The sequence below is a fragment of the Snuella lapsa genome (assembly GCF_039539345.1).
GTDB classification, from domain to species: Bacteria; Bacteroidota; Bacteroidia; order Flavobacteriales; family Flavobacteriaceae; genus Snuella; species Snuella lapsa.
Genome location: NZ_BAABCY010000006.1, coordinates 67,564 through 86,755, shown reverse-complemented (window position 1 = coordinate 86,755; position 19,192 = coordinate 67,564). Strand labels below are relative to the sequence as shown.

Annotated in this window: 11 protein-coding genes and 1 pseudogene; 5 read left to right on the top strand and 7 right to left on the bottom strand. The window is 39.4% G+C overall.

Annotated features, from left to right (window positions below):
* The 4 genes and pseudogenes from ABD792_RS00770 to ABD792_RS00755 all read left to right on the top strand — a co-directional run.
* Positions 1-660: pseudogene (locus ABD792_RS00770) on the top strand (hypothetical protein); the annotation flags it as partial.
* 148 nt (positions 661-808) lie between these two features.
* Entirely contained in the window at positions 809-3,199 is a 2,391-nt protein-coding gene (locus tag ABD792_RS00765) for a hypothetical protein (protein WP_345003788.1), read from the top strand.
* Positions 3,200-3,443: 244 nt separating this feature from the next.
* Positions 3,444-6,260 (top strand): NPCBM/NEW2 domain-containing protein, encoded by a 2,817-nt coding sequence (locus tag ABD792_RS00760; protein ID WP_345003787.1) that lies wholly within the window; start codon positions 3,444-3,446, stop codon positions 6,258-6,260.
* Between the two features lie 57 nt (positions 6,261-6,317).
* Positions 6,318-8,405 (top strand): glycoside hydrolase family 172 protein, encoded by a 2,088-nt coding sequence (locus ABD792_RS00755; protein WP_345003786.1) that lies wholly within the window; start codon positions 6,318-6,320, stop codon positions 8,403-8,405.
* Positions 8,406-8,519: 114 nt separating this feature from the next.
* Here the strand turns inward: ABD792_RS00755 and ABD792_RS00750 are convergent, their stop codons facing one another.
* The 4 genes from ABD792_RS00750 to hutH all read right to left on the bottom strand — a co-directional run bounded on the left by ABD792_RS00750 (position 8,520) and on the right by hutH (position 13,978).
* Entirely contained in the window at positions 8,520-9,038 is a 519-nt protein-coding gene (locus tag ABD792_RS00750; protein ID WP_345003785.1) for a CHRD domain-containing protein, read from the bottom strand.
* A gap of 195 nt (positions 9,039-9,233) precedes the next feature.
* Entirely contained in the window at positions 9,234-10,478 is a 1,245-nt protein-coding gene (gene hutI, locus ABD792_RS00745; RefSeq protein ID WP_345003784.1) for an imidazolonepropionase, read from the bottom strand.
* The gene (locus ABD792_RS00740) at positions 10,478-12,475 is read right to left on the bottom strand and encodes a urocanate hydratase (RefSeq protein WP_345003783.1); all 1,998 of its coding nucleotides are present in this window, start codon (positions 12,473-12,475) and stop codon (positions 10,478-10,480) included. The genes hutI and ABD792_RS00740 overlap by 1 nt, the downstream gene beginning before the upstream one ends.
* A 12-nt stretch (positions 12,476-12,487) precedes the next feature.
* Positions 12,488-13,978, bottom strand: a complete 1,491-nt coding sequence (gene hutH, locus ABD792_RS00735) for a histidine ammonia-lyase (protein WP_345003791.1) — start codon at positions 13,976-13,978, stop codon at positions 12,488-12,490.
* Positions 13,979-14,060: 82 nt separating this feature from the next.
* On the opposite strand from hutH, the gene ABD792_RS00730 reads away from it, so the two are divergent.
* Complete coding sequence (locus ABD792_RS00730; protein WP_345003782.1) at positions 14,061-14,942, top strand: LysR family transcriptional regulator; 882 nt, start codon at positions 14,061-14,063, stop codon at positions 14,940-14,942.
* A gap of 102 nt (positions 14,943-15,044) precedes the next feature.
* On the opposite strand, the gene ABD792_RS00725 is transcribed toward ABD792_RS00730, so the two are convergent.
* The 3 genes from ABD792_RS00725 to ABD792_RS00715 form a co-directional block, all read right to left on the bottom strand.
* Positions 15,045-16,391, bottom strand: a complete 1,347-nt coding sequence (locus ABD792_RS00725) for a DUF3472 domain-containing protein (protein ID WP_345003781.1) — start codon at positions 16,389-16,391, stop codon at positions 15,045-15,047.
* A 3-nt stretch (positions 16,392-16,394) separates the two neighbouring features.
* Positions 16,395-17,717 (bottom strand): hypothetical protein, encoded by a 1,323-nt coding sequence (locus tag ABD792_RS00720; protein WP_345003780.1) that lies wholly within the window; start codon positions 17,715-17,717, stop codon positions 16,395-16,397.
* Between the two features lie 72 nt (positions 17,718-17,789).
* A complete protein-coding gene (locus ABD792_RS00715; protein WP_345003779.1) occupies positions 17,790-19,148 on the bottom strand; it encodes a Gfo/Idh/MocA family protein in 1,359 nt (452 codons plus the stop codon).
* Positions 19,149-19,192: the final 44 nt, after the last annotated feature.

The following is a 19,192-nucleotide window of genomic DNA, read 5'->3' as shown; positions in this document are numbered from 1 at the left end:
AACGCCTTAATGCTCTTCTTGATAGAGAATACAGAGAAAAAGTTCTTGGTTTTAAATGAAATTGCCCTGCATGTTTATGGTCGTGATTTTGACCATACAGGAAGTATGGATATTGTTTTGGCAAAGAATATAGATGCCGAATTGTTTCCTGTAAGGGGAAAAATGTGCTCATCGGAACAAATGCCATTTATAAATGAAAAATTTAAAACGTTCAATGCGTTCGCTAGCGCCGATCTTTCAGATATTTATGGAAGTGCTATGTTAGAAGAAGCACTTCATCTTGAAGCTAAGGAATTCAGGTCGGTAATGATTATGAATACAAAAAAAGGTTTTGTTATTGAACCCTTACCTAAGGAAGCACAGTTTTCTACAATTAATGGTATTGTTTGTGGAGATTTTGATTTAGATGGAATTAACGACCTGCTTTTGGCAGGAAACAAATATGAAGCAGAGGTGGAAACCAGCAGGGCAGATGCTGGAATAGGTGTTTGCTTAAAAGGTAAGGGGAATGCCGATTTTGATTATATCATTCCCCAAAAGAGCGGTTTTTTCGTTCCAGGCAATATTAAAACCCTTTTGGATATTAAAGTGGGTGATAACACTTTGATTGTAGTTGGAGAAAATAATGCGGCAATCAAAGGATTTGTTAGCAATAACTAAAAAAACTTTAGTGGTCATAAATTAAAATAAAAGTACGCTGCCAAAAAAGTATCAGTATTTATCAAGATAATCAGAAAGAATACAATTAGTAACCAGTAAATTAGCTCTTTGTCAAGGAGCTATCAAGCATAACAAAGTATAAATGACAATGAAAAACCCTAAAAAAATTAAAACAAGTATGTTTACTAAAACGGTAAAATGGAATGTTTATGCAATAGTATTATGCATAGCACTAACAACAATAGCCTGTTCGGAAAAAGAGATTGTATTAAGTACTGAGTCTTTTCAAATACATATCGATAAAAATGGCAATCTTCAATCGTTAAAGGATATTAGTAATGGAACGGAGTTTTTAAAAAAGGACCAGAGTGCACCGTTATTGGCTATTCGTGATTTGAGCGATACCATAAATCAGTTACCATTGTCTGCAGATTTTAATAAGAAAGAAGCAACTATAAGTCTAAACTTTAAGAGTGGTGTTAAGATAGATGTAGCATTCAAGGAAAAAGAACACTATGTTACTTTCGAAGTTATTTCTGTTGCTCCTCAGGAAAAAGTGCCAGCTATAGTATGGGGAAGCTATCCTGTTAATATCGAAGGAGTTGTTGGAGAGGTAGTTGGGGTTGCCCGAAACCAAAATTTTGCAATAGGATTGCAGGCTCTTAATTTAAAAACTACAGGAGGGGAGCTTACAAATAATGCAGGCGAAGCTGGTGGACGTAAAGGCGCGGCTACCAAAACAGATTTTGGTTGTACCCTAAATGCCTTTACTATAGACAGGTCTGTAGAAAGAACAGCCAATGTATGGGCCAATCATTTTAAAAATATGCCAGTAAAACCTATTGAGGGAGAAACCGTTGTGGGTTCTAAAATTGCGCTTTTTGGTTGTCATCCGGAAGCGGTGCTCGAGACCATAGGTACTATTGAAGAAGCAGAAGGCTTGCCACATCCACTTGTTGATGGCCAATGGATAAAAACACATCCAGAAAGGAGTAAAGCTTATTTAATTACCACGTTTACCGAGGACAACTTCGATGAACTTTTAGAATTCACGAAAAAGGCAGGTATGAATGCCATTTACCATGGGCATCCGTTTAAAAATTGGGGAGCATTCGATTTGATCCCCGATCAATTCCCTAACGGAAGAGCGGGTATGAAAGCACTGGTAGAAAAGGCAAATGCACAAGGAGTGCGCGTTGGAGCTCATACATTGACTACCTTTACAACGCCCAACGACCCTTTCGTAACACCAGTTCCTAATAGCGGACTAGTTTTTACAGGCCAGGGAACTTTAACAGGAGATATAGATCCAATAAGCACAGAAATATTGGTGAGTACCAACGCGTATTTTAATAATGAAGAATTCAACTGGATGCATACGGTAAAAATTGGTGATGAATTGATTCGCTATCGTACCGTTAGTAAAGAGGCTCCTTATAAACTACTGGATTGTGAAAGAGGAGCTTTTGGAACAGAAAGCTCAGGACATCAAAAAGGCGATGTGGTAGGAAAGTTGTTAGACCATCCGTACAAAGTGTTTTTTCCTGATTTTGAGCTTCAGAAAGAAATGGCTCAGAATATGATCGATTTTTTCAATGAAACAGGTATTACCCAAATGGATTTCGATGGTCATGAAGGTGCTTTGGCTACCGGACAAGGGACATACAGTATGGACGATTTTGCAAAAAGGGTGTTCGAAGGGACACAAAAGAATCTAGTTAATGGTTCCAGTCGTACAACACATTATTACTGGCATATTAATCACTATATTAATTGGGGGGAACCCTGGTATGGAGGCTTTCGTCAAAGTCAGTCCGAATATCGTTTTAAAAACCAACCGTTTTTAGAAGCTAATTATCTGCCCAATATGCTAGGTTGGTTTTCATTAAGGCCACATACTACTATAGCCGATATCGAATGGATGTTGGCAAGGGGTGCAGCTTACAATGCGGGATTTGCATTATCGGCCAATCCCGATGCTTTACGCAATAATCCAAATACTAATACCATTTTAGATTTGATTAGGATTTGGGAAAAAGCAAGGCTTAGCGGGGCATTTACAGATAAACAAAAGCAACAACTGAAAGACCTTAGTAAAGAATTCCATTTAGAGGAAACTATACGTGATAAAGAATGGAAATTGATGATGTTCCAGGATTATGATTTTGTTTTTGAAAAAATCGAAGTACAACCTGGCCAACCCACTTATGCTGAATGGAAATACACCAACGAAACGGGAGAGCAGCCATTTAAGGCCTTTATTACATTGGATGGAGAAAAAGATGCTGCCGTGAGTGACATAACGATTGAAGTAAGTAACCATGCCTCTATTTCTATACCTGAAAAATTAGAACAAGGTCAAGAATTAATTCTTGAAAACAATAAACTTGTCATTTCAGATGCAAAAGGTAAGTTAATTAAAGAGCGTAACATAGAGCTTCCAGTACAGGGAAATGGAGGACACTCCATTCAATTTGACTGTAAAATTAAAAATGGGAACCCTAAAGTAAAAGTCAAAATTAGGTTAGACGGAAAGTAAGAAACTATAACGGCTAAAATTTAAGAGTCTTTAGTTTTAATTCAGAATTAATAAATCAATTATTATTTTAAAAAATAAATGAATACCTGCTATAAGTAATAATTTGCGAACTGTCATTCGGAACGCAGCGTGGTGAAGTGAAGAATCTTTTGATTTTTAAAGAGATTCCTCCTTTTGTCGGAATGACATAATACTATTTTTTGCATTATAAGCAGAACAGATATTCAAAAAAATAAGTCATCAAATGAATACATTAAACAAACTGTATATTACCGCACTAATATTTTCTATTACTTTATTAAATGCCCAACAAAGTTCTAGGTATGAATTAAATATCTCTGATTTGGACTTGAAAAAAGTAGAGCAACCCTGGTGGACGGCTCAAAAGAATAAGGCCATTAACGGAGCAGCAATTAGTATTTCGGGGGACAAATACCGTAAGGGTATCGGTACCATATCCAGAAGTAAAATGTTTGTTTTTCTGGACGGTAAGTCCGATCGTTTTACGGCGTTGGTTGGTATTCAGGATAAACAAGATCTAACAGGAGAAGTAAAGTTTAATGCCTTAGGAGATGGCAACAAGTTGTTTTATAAAGAAGAAGATAAGGAAAGCCGATTTGTTGGGATAGCCAATACAGAAACTTCGATTCAGAAGGGATCAGTAAAATTTGTTATTTATGGTGATGGTAAAAAACTGTGGGCAAGTAAAAAAATTAAAGGGGGAGCCAAAGCAATACCTGTTGATATCTCGGTAAAGGACATTAAGGTTTTGGAACTTATTGTGGAGGATGCCGGCGATGGTGTGTCTGGAGATCATGCAGTTTGGGTAGACGCTAAATTAACCTATAACGGTTATAAACCTCAAATGGTAGATGGAAACTATTTAAGCAGAATGAAAAAGGCTGATGTTGTTTTTACTAATAATATAGTCCCCTTGATTAACCAATTGCCAATGCCAACCGAACCGTATATGGAAGGCGTAAAAAGCGATTGGCTTATAGAAACCCCCAGTTTACCATCGATGGTGTATAAATCGGAAAATGGCAAAGAAATAACCATGTCTAATGGTTTGGTAAGTCGAACGTTTAGAATAACTCCCAATTGCGCGACCGTAGGATTTAAAAATTTGATCACCGGCGATTTTTTATTGCGAGGCGTAAGTCCGGAAGCAATATTGAAATTTGATGGACAAGAATATACCATTGGAGGTTTGGACGGACAAATAGAATACGGCTATTTAAAAAGAGAATGGTTGGAGCAAATGTGGAGTCCGACAAACTCATTTCAGGTACAAACCTTTAGGATTGAAAATATAAAACCGCGAATTGATTGGAAAAATAGAAGGTGGGCTTTAGAACAGAAAAAAACAATAAAAGGAAAAGAACTCATTTTTGAATATGCACATGTAAACCTACCGGGCATAAAAGTGGAGGTGCATTATGAAATTTATGATGGCATCCCTTTAATAAGTAAATGGATAACCGTTGAAAATAAAAGTACAAAAGGTATAAACTTAGATAGTTTTAAAAGTGAAATTTTGGCCACTGTAGAGCCTGAAAGTGCCGTAGAAAGAGGTGAAACGGGTTGGGAATTGCCAAATATACATGTAGAGAGCGATTATGCCTTTCATGCCATGTCCTTTAAAGGGTCAAACCAAGTGGTTCATTGGGAAAAGGACCCACGTTATACGTCCCAAACAAATTATCCGTTATTAATGCCCTGCTTGTTAGAATGTAAGTTGCCTCTAGGTCCTAACGAAACTATAAATGTAGGATCTGAATATGAGACCTTTAGAGTTTGGGAAATGCCCTTTGATAGTTACGACAAGCAAAGAAAAGGGTTGGCTACAAACAAATTCTACAATCTTGTAGCACCCTGGACAAGTGAAAACCCTTTGTTTTTACATTTAACGACAACAGATGAAATAAAGGTTAAAAGAGCAATAGACCAATGTGCAGAAACAGGTTACGAAATGGTGATATTAAGCTTTGGAAGCGGACTTAATATGGAAGATGTTTCTGAAGAAAATATAGCCAATTTTAAAGGCTTGGCTGATTATGCCCATAGTAAAGGTATCGAGTTAGGTGGCTATTCCTTATTGTCAAGTCGGTGGATTAGTGATGAGGTAGATGTTATAAATCCCGAAACAGGAAATAGAGGTGGGGTAATTCATGGTAGCTCTCCATGCTTAAACAGTCAGTGGGGGATCGACTATTTCGAAAAACTAAAAACCTTTTTAGAAAAAACAGGTTTCGACCTGTTAGAGCACGACGGGTCATACCCCGGTCAATTCTGTGCATCAACCAAGCATGTAGCACATAAAAATGTAGAAGATTCACAGTGGAAAGCCTGGAAACGGATTTCAGATTTTTATAAATGGTGTAATGAACACGGTATCTCTCTAAATATTCCGGATTGGTATTATTTAAGCGGCAGTACCAAAAACGGGATTGGTTACCGGGAGGTAAACTGGTCCTTACCCAGAGAGCGTCAATTGGTATTGGGGCGGCAAAACATATACGATGGTACCTGGGACAGAACACCGAGTATGAGTTGGACTTTTGTGCCTCTTACACAATATCATGGAGGTGGCGCAGCAGCAACCATAGAGCCTTTGGATGAGCATTTAGAGGCTTACAAAGCGCATATGATCCAAAATTACGGTATGGGTATCCAGGCCTGTTACCGGGGGCCACGGTTATACGATACAGAGCGAACCAAAGCAGCTGTAATTGAAATTGTCGATTGGTATAAGAAATACAGGGAAATACTAAATGCTCCCGTTGTCCATATTAACAGAGCTAATGGTAGAGATATAGATGGTATGATGCATGTTAATCCGAAGTTAAAGGAAAAAGGCTTTGCTATGTTTTTCAACCCTACCAATCAAACGATCAAAAAGAGTATAAAAATCCCTATGTATTATACGGGCTTGAAAGAAAAAGCAAGCGTAACAATGGCGGATGGATCAAAAAGAGAATACACATTGGATAGAGACTATACCATAGATATGGAAATCGAGGTGGAAGGGAATGGTTATAGCTGGGTAGTTTTTAAATAGCTATTCCGAAGCATTAGAGCTTTCTGAGATCCTTTTTATTAATCGAAACATAGTTAGATGAGAAATAATTGTCTCCAATTAGTGTGTGCATGGGCTGGTTTTATTGCCCTTTTTGGCAAGTGTGTGGCTCAGGAAATCAATATGACGTCATTGCTCAATGAAATGGTAGACCGTGAGCAGATAACAAGATTTCCCGAAACAAATTATCGCACATTACAGGCGAGTAGCTATAACAGGGAATCCGTTTCACCTGACAAGCCTGGTTGGTTTGCCGATAGTGATGGTATAGGGTTTATTAGAACCGAAGAAAATAACGGTAGAAAAGAATGGGTCATTATGGAAGATGATGGTCCGGGTGTAATCACTAAAATATGGGCCGTTTGCTTTTATTACGGTTTGGATAACACCACAGGTGCCAACATTAATTTTTATTTGGATGGGGCGACCACACCTACCATTAGCACCAACTTTTTTAAATTAGTGAAGGGTGAGGATTTTGTAAAAGCACCTTTTGCAGATGAGTCTACCCGGGCAGGGAATCTGTATTTTCCAATACCCTATGCCAAAAGTTGTAAGATTACCATGGATAATAAAGCCTTCTATAACATTATTAATTATAGAAAATACCCCGAGGGCACTAAGGTAAAAACCTTTACCATGCAAGAATTCAACGAAATTTTGAATTTAAGAGATGAAATAGGTACTATCCTAAATGATAAACCAAAGGGAACAGGACAATTAATTTCAGTATCGAAGAAACTAAAAAAGAAAGATGCTCTTCATTTACCATTAAAGGATGGCGCGGTCATTACCCAATTAGAAATAAAGCTGCAAAACACCGAAAATCTGCCACAAACGTTACGTTCTGTGGTTTTACGAGCCGAATTCGACGGTAAGGAAACCATTTGGGCTCCTGTTGGTGATTTTTTTAGCAATGTGGGTAAGATACAGCCCTACGACATGTGGGAGCGTAGTGTAAAGGAAGATGGTACGATGATATGCAGATGGATGATGCCATTTAGAGACGATGCTAACCTGTATCTTGAAAATTATAGCGATATTGGGGTAGAGGCTACTATGAGAGTTACTACAGATGAATACGAATGGGATGATTCTGCCATGCATTTCTATGCTACGTGGCGTATGGACGATCCCACACCCACATTTCCCTTATATGATTGGAATTTTTTAGAGGCCGAAGGCCAAGGCGTTATTGTTGGTGATGAATGGGCAGTATTAAACCCAATTGAAGGCTGGTGGGGTGAAGGCGATGAAAAAATTTATGTTGATGGCGACTTTGAAGAAAAATTTCCATCACACTTTGGTACGGGAACCGAAGATTATTACGGATGGGCAGGCGGAAAAGTTCCTACACCAGCCGACCAGTTTTCCAAACCATTTTTAGGTAATATTATTGTGGCCAATCCAAATTCAAAGGGTTACAATGTTTGTGCCCGAACAAGGGTGTTAGATGCCATTCCATTTCAGGAACGAATAAAATTCGATGTGGAGTCCTCTTGTGGGAAACGTAGTAAATCCCATTTCCTGCAATATGCGCAAACAACCTTTTGGTATGCCAAACCTGGTGTTGAACACAATAGGAATCCGTTGCCAAAAAGGGCTGCTGCAAATTTACCTCAAATTGAAGACTTGCAACAACTAATAGATAAAGCATCAAGAGAACAATATGTTGTGGAAGATGCTTTGGAAGCTGAAATTTTGCCGATTGCTGCAAAATCAGAGGGTGTTAAGGAGAACTTTGCCGAGATTCCACAATGGGGTGAATTAAGTAATGGAGCCATGAAAAGTTTGTGGTTTGAAACTAAAGGCGATTTTGCGGAAATAAAGATTACTGAACAATTCGAAAAGGCTGAGATTGCTTTTAGTGCCACACTCGGACGATCATGCGGTAGTTTTAATATTTATGTAAATGGAGCTCTTGTAACCACACAAAGCTTTTATTCGAATCATGCTGGTATAACGACGCCTTATGTAGATTTAGGAGAGAATGAACCCATTAACAATGCTTTTGTCATCAGGTTCGAGTATTTAGGCTCTGGAGATCAGGGAGAATCAGTAAAAGGAAAACAAGCTTTAGGTCTCGATTTCTTTAAGGTTAAAAGCAATTTTTTGAAAAGGGAATAAATGGTAAGCAGAGAGGTGATGAACGGTTGCGGACGAATAAACAAAATAAAAGAACTATAGGATACAAAGAGATCTCAATAATTTAGTTGAGATCTCTTTGCTTAGTTGAAGTCATTACAATTGTCCCCTGATTTCTCCACCTGGATGTGTTGCAGTATGAACATTTACATAAATGTTACCCGCTCTTATGGCATCAATAAGAGCACTTAATTCTTGTCCTGCCAGTGCGCCTTGTAAGTTTTCAGCCTGAATAGTGCCTTCGGCTAAAAGACCATTAGTCCAACCAGAAGTGCCGGCAGTAAATAAAGTAGCTACAACACCACTATTGGAACCTGCAGGCGCCATATGAAAGTGAGATGCTTTTACATCCATGATGTTGTTAACAATCACTTTATAGTAAATCATGGTTTCTGATTTGTTGATTCTTACAATGGCCCGACCAAAGGCTTCAGAATCATTCGCGGGAACTTCATTTGCACCACTTAAGTGAACATTGAAGATAAACTGATTGTGGTCAAAGGTGTCAGTAGTAGCAGAAAGCTCGGTGTTTGTTTTGTTGCTGAATCCAACCAAAGTCAGACCAAAAACCAACAATAAAAGATAACTTCTTAGGGTATTTGAATGTGTAATCATAGCAATTAAATATTTAGTTAAACAATTGATTTCAAATATTTAAAAGATATGGGGATATAAAATAGGTAGGGATATGTTAGTCTTAAAAGTAGATATTTGGCAACTTTTCTTAAATATAGAAAAAAAATCTGACTTTACATAACAAAACCGCTGAACTACAATTTGTTAAGTGTGAACTTTTTTAAAAGGTCTTTGCTAGGCCTGTTTTACAGCTTTGCCTTTTATGTAGACAGATTCGATATGATTGGAGCCAAAAGCATAAGGAATAAAACCTATTGAATTTACAGATTTAGTAAGTATTAAGTTGGCTTGTTTGCCAACCGTAATAGAACCTACTTTCTGTGCCAGTCCCATAGCGTAAGCACCGTTAATGGTAGCTGCATTAATGGCCTCTTCCGGGGTCATTTTCATTTTTATACAGGCGGTACTCACTACAAAGTTCATGTTGCCGCTTGGTGTAGAACCTGGATTGTAGTCTGATGCCAAGGCCAAGGGTAATCCGGCATCGATCATTTTACGGGCTGGCGTATACGGAATACTTAAAAAATAGGAGCAGCTCGGTAAGGCAACGGGCATAGTGTTCGTGTTTTTTAACGCTTCGATATCTTCCTCTCTCATAACTTCAAGGTGATCTACAGATAAGGCATGATGCTTAACACCGGCCTGTACGCCACCAATGGCCGTAAACTGGTTAACATGGATTTTAGGAATCAAGCCATAACGTTTGCCTGCTTCCAGGATTACTTCCGTATCGGCTACCGAAAAATAACCCGTTTCACAGAATATATCAATGTATTCAGCCAACTGAGCTTCTGCTATTTTAGGGAGCATCTCGCCAACAATTAAATCCAGATAGGCCGATGGATTGCCTTTATATTCGGAAGGGAGTGCATGTGCGCCCAAAAAACTTGCTTTTATAGGTAGGTCATAAGTGTCTTTTAAACGCTTAATAATGCGTAACATTTTTAATTCCGAATCTACCGTCAGACCATATCCTGACTTGATCTCCACGGCACCCGTACCCAGTTGCATAATTTCTTCTAGGCGCACCTTACTTTGTTCGTAAAGGGATTCTTCTGATGTTTTCTGTAAAGTTCTGGCTGAATTTAAAATACCGCCACCTTTGTTGGCAATTTCTTCATAGGATAAACCATGAATCCTGTCCACAAATTCACCCTCTCGATTACCTGCATAAACAATATGGGTATGCGAGTCGCACCAAGTGGGGAGTATCATTTTTTCAGAAGCATCAATCGTTTCTTTTACAGGGGTTGTTGGACAGTCTGCCATATACCCATAGTCAGCTATTTTTCCATTTTCAACTACTAAATAAGCATTTTTAATGGTAGGAAGTTCTTTCATGTCCGATCCGGCTACAAACGCTATAGGCTCTTTACGTACCTGAATCAATTCTTTTATGTTTTTGAATAGGATTGCCATTAAAATAGATGGTTTAATAATTCGTCTTCAACTAAATTAGGAATGGTTACCTGTAAATTAGGAGTACGTTCCATTTCACGCTTTATAGCGAACAGAGCCTCATCGTTTCTTGCCCAACTACGTCTGGCAATGCCATTATTTACATCGTAAAATAACATATTTTTTAAACGTACTTCGGCTTCGGGCGATCCATCCAATAGCATACCAAAACCACCATTGATCACTTCACCCCATCCAACACCGCCACCATTGTGGATCGAGACCCAGGTAGCACCTCGAAAACTGTCGCCAATAACATTATGGATGGCCATATCGGCCGTAAATTTACTGCCATCATAAATATTAGAAGTTTCTCTATATGGCGAATCGGTACCACTAACATCATGGTGATCTCTTCCTAAAACAACCGGGCCTATCTTACCGGTAGCAATAGCGTCATTAAAGGCTTTGGCTATTTTTGCACGACCTTCGGCATCGGCATACAGAATACGAGCTTGCGAGCCTACAACCATCTTGTTCTTTTTAGCATCTTTAATCCAGGTAATATTGTCTAGCATTTGTTGTTTGATCTCATCGGGAGCATGAAGCATAATGTCTTGAAGCACCTTCATTGCTATTTGGTCTGTAATGTCAAGATCGTCTGCTTTCCCGGATGTACACACCCAGCGGAAAGGACCGAAACCATAGTCAAAGCACATGGGGCCTAATATATCCTGCACGTAAGATGGATACTTAAAGTCAATGTCGTTTAGATCCATTACATCGGCACCTGCACGCGATGCTTCCAATAAGAACGCATTGCCGTAATCGAAAAAATAAGTGCCTTTCTTCGCATGATTGTTTATAGATGCCGCATGACGTCTTAAGGAAGCCTGAACTTTTTCTTTGAACACTTTAGGTTCCTCGCGAATTAACCTATTAGATTCATCGTATGACACGCCTACTGGATAATACCCTCCGGTCCAGGGGATGTGTAATGAAGTCTGATCGGAGCCAACATGAATAAAGATGTTCTCCTGGTCAAAGCGTTCCCATATATCGACTACATTTCCGATAAATGCAATAGATACCACCTCATTGTTTTCCTGAGCCTGACGGACTCTGACAATCAGTTCATCCATATCATCAATTAAAATATCGACCCATCCTTGTTCATGGCGTTTAATGGCTGCTTTAGGGTTTACTTCTGCACAAATGGTAATACAACCGGCTATATTTCCGGCTTTGGGTTGCGCGCCGCTCATACCGCCCAGACCTGCAGTTAGAAATATTTTCCCCGCAGGTGTTTCCGTTTTGGATAAAATGTTTCTGAAAGCGTTCATGACCGTTATGGTTGTGCCGTGAACAATGCCTTGAGGGCCAATATACATAAAAGACCCGGCAGTCATTTGTCCGTATTGTGAAACACCCAGCGCATTGAATTTTTCCCAATCGTCTGGTTTGGAATAATTGGGAATGACCATGCCGTTAGTAACTACCACACGCGGTGCATTTTTAGACGAAGGAAATAATCCCATAGGATGTCCGGAGTACATGTGCAGTGTTTGTTCATCTGTCATCTGGGATAAGTATTGCATGGTTAATAAGTATTGTGCCCAGTTTTGAAAAACGGCACCATTTCCACCATAAGTTATCAGTTCTTCAGGGTGTTGTGCTACTGCAGGATCCAGGTTATTCTGTATCATAACCATGATGGCCGCAGCTTGCATTGACTTTGCAGGGTATTCCGAAATGGCACGGGCGTACATGGCATACTCGGGCTTAAAGCGATACATGTAAATGCGTCCATAGTTTTTTAGCTCTTCGGCAAACTCGATAGCCAGTTCTTTATGCCAGGCTTCAGGGAAGTAACGCAAAGCATTGCGGACGGCCAGTTGCTTTTCTTCCTTTGATAAGATATCCTTTCTCCTGGGAGCTCTGTTGATGCCTTTGGGGTAGGTGTGCTTAGGAGGTAAAGTGCTAGGGATTCCCTGTTCTATTTGTTCTTGAAATGTCATAATAGTTGTCTTTTATTTTACTACAAAAGCCTGTGTTTTAACCAGACGAATCATGGCGTCTATATCTTCTTTTAAAATCCTGTCCTCCTCTAATTTAGCAACTTTACTCCTGATTATTTTAAAATTGGCTTCTATAATTTCTGAAAACGTATTAGGCCTTCTGAACTCCAAAGCTTGTGCAGCGTACATGAGTTCAATAGCCAAAATGCTCTCTAAATTATTTAAGATCTGGTTGAATTTTCGTCCTGAAATGCTTCCCATAGATACGTGGTCTTCCTGCCCTAAAGAGGTCGGAACGCTGTCGGCCGAAGGCGGAAAACATAAGGACTTGTTCTCGGTAACCAAAGCAGCTGTAGTATATTGAGGGATCATGAAGCCCGAGTTTAGGCCACCAGCTTCCGTAAGTAAGCGGGGTAATCCGTATTTGCCTTCCAGTAATAAATAACACCTTCTGTCCGATATATTGCCCAGCTCAGAAGCCGCTAAAGCACCGTAATCAATGGCCATGGCCAGTGGTTGTCCATGAAAGTTACCACCGGAAATGGCTTCCGTTTTACTGATGATAATGGGATTGTCGGTAACGGCATTCATCTCTATTTCCACCAGTTCCTTCAAATGGTAATACGCATTTCGTGACGCGCCGTGGACCTGAGGAATACAACGGATCGAATAGGGATCCTGTACTCGTGGACAGTCAAAATGGTTTTCAAGATTTTGAGAGTCTTTCAAAAGCAAACGCATGCGTTCGGCAACAACTAAACTTCCCTTAAATGGACGAATGAGGTGCAATACTTCCTTAAAGGGGGAAGCACTTCCCTGAAAACCCTCTAAGCTCATAGCGCCTGCAACATCTGCTAAATCCAACAGATAGGCCATGTTGTGAAGACCTTTAATAGCATGTGCTAAAATAAATTGGGTTCCGTTAATCAGTGCTAGTCCTTCTTTGGCTTGCAGCTGAATGGGTGTTAAGTTATGTTGTTTTAATGCATCCATTGCAGGGACAATTGCATCATCAACCCAAAATTCACCCTTACCTAAAAGCGGTAAAAATAAATGTGATAATGGAGCCAGGTCTCCCGAAGCCCCTACAGAGCCTTGTTCTGGAACTACAGGCAATAAGTTGTGTTCAATAAAGTATATAATCCGCTCGATCACTTCTAAACGAATGCCTGAAAATCCTTGACATAATGCATGTACTTTACAGATCATCATGATTTTGGATAATTCTTTGTCAATGGGTTTTCCAACACCTACAGCATGTGTTATTAGTAAGTTTTCTTGAAGTTTATTGGTTTCTTCTGGTGTTATTTGTGTATCGCATAACGGTCCAAACCCTGTATTGATACCATAAACTGCTTTGTTGGAGTTTGCCATTGTCTCTACATTTTTTCTGCATTTTTTTACCATATCAATGGTTTCAGCAGATAGAGTGGCTTTTAAATTACCCTGCGATATTTCAATAATTTTATTGATTGTTAACGTTTCTGTACCGTATGAGAACATGTCTTTTTTCAATTTTTATTATTACAAAGTTATTTTTAAATTTAATGCTTAACAAGACTATTAAAGTTGTTATTTAATAACTATGGGTTATCAATTAGAATTTAGGCATTTAAAATATTTTTTAGCAGTTGCTGAAGATTTACACTTTAGAAAGGCTGCAGAGCGTCTTTTCATATCGCAACCGGGTTTAAGTAGGCAAATAAGGCAAATGGAAGATGATTTGGGCATTAAGCTATTTGACAGGCACAATAGAAAAGTTGTACTTACTAAGGCGGGAGAGTATCTTAAAGAAGCAACCGAAAGGAACTTAAAAGAGCTGGACTATATTTTGGATCACGCTAAACTGTTGCATGATGGTGTGGGGGGGAACTTGAGAGTTGGGTATGTTGGTTCAGCTATGCACGAAGTGATACCTAATTTGTTATTGCAGTTTAAAGAAAAACATCCGAATATTATTTTTTCTTTAAAGGAAATGGATAATCAAAAACAAGTTAAAGATTTACTTTCTTTGGATATCGATCTTGGTTTTGTGCGTTTGGACAGAGTGCCAAAAGACCTGGAGATTCGTCCAGTGTTAGAAGATGTGTTTTGTTTGGTATTGCCAAAAAATCATCCAGTTAGTGATGATGATTTCAAAGATTTATCGCAGTTTAAAAATGAATCTTTTATTTTATTTGATGCTTCCTATAGTCCGAGTTATTATGAAAAGGTCATGCAAATCTTTGGTGATAGTGGGTTTAGTCCCCAAGTAACTCATAATACTATTCATGCTAGTTCAATTTATAGATTGGTAGAGAATAACTTAGGATTGTCCATTGTCCCCAAGTCATTACAACAGGGATACAATATGGGAGTTAAGTTTATAGACCTTAATAAGATATCCCAACGAGCCATACTGTCTGTTATTTGGAATAAAGAAAATAGAAACCCGGTTTTAAAGAAAACAATCGAGTTATTAACATAAAAAGTTAAAGCCCTTGAGTGTTAACATCAAAGGCTTTAAGGAATAATTCAAAAAAAATTAAAAACAACAACTATCGTTAACAAGTGCATTTAACACATGTGTTTATTTTTTTATGGAAGGTACTTCTAGTTTAGTAAAGTCTATATTGGGAGCAATGCCGTTGGCTTCTCTTGTAAACATGGAATTGATCTCGGTGGTTTCATTAAAGAAGCCACAGTTTTTCATATAAAATGTGTTACCGGTAACTCCGCCAGCGTAATCCATTCTGGATTCTTTTCTGGCTGTAGCATCAGCTGTAAATTTAGCTTCTGTAAGTTCTGTCCATAGGCCATCGGTTGTGTGAACCCATTGGTTTAGGTAATTTGCTTTTCTTGAAATATATCCGGTATCGGTTCTGAAGTTTTCTAAGAACGAGTAGAAATTTTGTAGATATCTTGAAGTTTTTGGTCTCCTAAAACTAGCAATAAGGTGCCATTCATTATCCTCGGGAGTAAAGAAATAAGCGGTGTAATCGGTCTCATCATTATTAGTGGGGACGCCTTTTAGTAAGAACTTATATGTAAGTCCAGCTTTCCAGTTGTATACTTTATAGCTTTGGCCACCAGAACCTTCATTACCAAATTCACCGGTTGTTACACCCTCGCCTTTTCCTAGGAGTTTGATTTTATACTCGTCGGGAATGTCTTTAGGATTTTGGGTATTGTATGGACTCCATACAGAAAAGAGTATGCGTCTCTCAGTTTCTGAATTCACCTGAATTCCAAAATAGCCATCTTTAAAACCATTAGCCATATAGTATGATCCTAAAACGTCCTCTCCTTCGGGGACATTTATTTCGTTATAATACCAAAGTACGTCTTTGTTCTCTGGTGTTTTGTATGATAAATGGACTGAAGGACCACGACGTCCAAAATAAAAGTCTTCGTTTACGAAATACAGTTTACTTTTGGTTATTTCACCATTTAACACGATATTTTTTATGTCGGCAATGGTCGTTCCGGTTTTAGTTACTCCCTGTAATTCAATACGATTATAGCCTTTTGAAATATTAAAATCTCCAACTTGAATGGTAGTATACGTATTGTTGTCTGTTTTAATCGTTTTGCTAATGCCTCCAACAGTGACTTTAATTTCGGAAGAGCCATCGTTTGTTTTAGCCTCTAGGGAAATATTTACTTTTCCGGGAGTTGTGGTTTTAAAATAGGTGTGGATAATAGTATTTAAGTTGATCCAGTTATGGATACCTTCTTTTCCAATTACAGATTTGTTTTCACTTAATTGATTTACTGCCCAACTATTACCGGCCGTTGGAATAATGACCTGCGTGGTAGAGTCAATAGCATTTTGTGCTGTCTCCGATTTGTTATTAGAACGACAACCTGTGAAGCAGAAAACTAAAGCCAAACAGCATGCTATAATGGAAATATTTTTTATTTTTTTTAAGATCATAAACTATTTTTTAAAAGGTACTTTAACGATAACTGTTTCTCCTTTTCCTTCTTTATTGGCAATACTTTGTATGGTCCAGAGATCTGTGAGATTATCGCCATCTATCACACTACCGCTATAATCACCCCAAGAGGTGCCGTTGGTTGCGCCTTTACCGTTGCCTAAATTGACAATGTCTCTAACGGTTCCTAATGGATCACTGGCTTGGCGATAGGCTAATCGCGGACTTATAAACATGTTGGCATTGGTTTCCTGAAAGCCAATAAGTACATCGTTATTTTTATTAACAGCAATAGTAGTTTGGATGTAATTGGTGTTTTCGTTTTCAATCAATCCCGTTTGAACAATGGTGCCGTCTGTTTTTATTTGATGCCATTGTACAGCAGATTGTCCATTGTAATTTACGGCATGCGAAATCCAAATGCAACCATTTTGAAAGACCAGATTTTTAGGATTTCTGTCACCAGATGATGTTAGTTGATCTGTGTCTTTTTGAGGTGACTTTGGAGGATAGTTGGTATGTTCTAAGTTATGTTTTGTTTTGCTTATAACTTTAGCAACTGGATTGCCGTTTTCATCATCGGTCACTTTGGTTATTATGAATTCTTCTCGAGTAAGATGAAAAAAGTAGAGGTCGTCTATATTGTCTTGGGTAAAAACGGGATGTCCCAAGCTTCCTTCAAAGTGATAAACAGTAGCAACCTTGCCTTTTTTGGCATCTTTCATTCTTAGTACAAAAGTTTTTTCGTTACCACCAGGGAATGAATAACCAATCCATTTTTTGCTAAACCCAATGCCTCCACCGTCAACACCGTTAGGTGCTGGAACGGGGTAGATGCTCCATCCTTTAGAAGGGTTATCGGATTTGGAAATAGAAATGTTTACAGGTTTTTTCTTTTCCTTATCCCATGGATTCCAAAGGTCGAAACCAAAGACTTTATTATGCGGGTCGAAAAACATTTTGGGATCTATACCTTTATTAAAACAATTTTGAGAAACGCCGTCAACGTAAATTCCTTTTTTGTCATAAATAATTAGACCTGAATTTGTACCGTGTAGGACATACCCGCCTCCAACGGCTATTTGTGGATCGACCTGTCTGTTGCCGTCCATAGCGCCATTAAATTGCATAAAACCATTGTAGATTTTTGTGCCTCCTCCTTGAACACGTTGAGGACAATGATCCTCTCTAAATGTTTTTTTTAGGATTGGTGTAATTTGCTCAGTTCTGGTAGGCTTTTTAGTTAGTTCACTTTGGCCAAAAATTGGAGCAAATAAACCTAAAATTAATACTAGTATGGTTGCTTTTAGTTTGTTTAATATCATTTTTGGAAAATTTTATGGAATCAAGGCTACCTTGTAATATTTAGCCTTGATTCAACAATTGGAATAACGTATTTAATAACTGTCTTTCATCCAGTTGTAGGGGTTTCGTTTAATCCAGGTCCCTCTGGTAAAATCGGGGAAGTCCTGGGGTTGGCCGTTGTTTTCTATGGAAGCTTCCGACAGCGGGGTAATGGCACTCCATGCGGCCGCATCGTATGCATCCATCGGTGGTGCTATGTTTTGCTTGGCAGACTCCACAAAGGCCTGTAGTACGAAGAAATCCATGCCGCCGTGCCCTGCTCCCGTTGCCAGTTCGCCATATTTCTTCCAGAGCGGGTGATCGTATTTATCTAACCAGGCCTTGGATTCGTCCCAGCGATGTGGCTTCGATTGCCCTTCAACGTATATCCTGTCCCCGTCCTTTTCCCACAGGCCCTTCGTTCCCTGTACCCTGAAGCCCAATGAATAGGGTCTTGGCAACGATACGTCGTGGGTAACGATGATGGTCTCGCCGTTGGCCGTTTCGATGGTAGAGGTAATCACGTCCCCCATTTTAAAGTTCACTTTAGCATTGGGATGGTCTTTACCACCATTATCAACGATGTAATTATGCAGTCCTCGGCTTTTTGTAGCGTGAGAGGTTAAGGATACAAATCGGTTACCTCGGTTGATATCGCACATAGCGGCTATCGGACCAACGCCATGGGTAGGATAGACATCGGCATTCCTTAAAACAGAATGCTGTGTCCTCCACACGGATTCGGATATGCCCTTTTCGCCAAACTCCACCCCTTTGCCATAGGCGGTCTTTCCGTCGTTGAGCATCACGAAGCGCAGGTCGTGCTGGTAACCGCACCTAAAGTGCACCAGCTCCCCAAACACGTTTTGCTTTACCATGTTCAGTACGGCCAGTACATCGCGACGGTAGTTCACGTTCTCCAGGATCATCATATGGGTGCCCGTCTTCTCGTGTGTGTTTACCAGGTCCCAGCATTCTTCAAGTGTGTTGGCCGCCGATACCTCGAGCCCGGTGTACTTGCCGGCCAGCATGGCGTCCTTGGCCATACGGGTGTGCCATAGCCAGGGCGTGGATATAATAACGGCATCAAGGTTCTTAAGTTCCAGAAGGTTCCTGTAGTCGTAATCGTTGCTGCCAAAGACCTCGGGCTTCTTAAAGCCAGCCTTGTCGATCTTGTCCAGGGCTATGCTGATCCTGTTGGGGTCGATATCGCAAATGGCCGTGATCTCCACGTCCTTTCTGTGCAGTGCATTGTTTAGGTGGTTGGTCCCCCTTAGTCCAACCCCAATGAAACCCAGTTTGAGCTTCTGAGCATCGGAACCTAGCATGCTTCCAAATGATAGGTTAGGCAATATGGCGGCACCTGCTCCTGCAAGGGCGGTGGTCTTAACAAAATTTCGTCTTGATGTCATGAGTATATTTTATGATAAAGTTGCATGAATTTAAATTGATATTC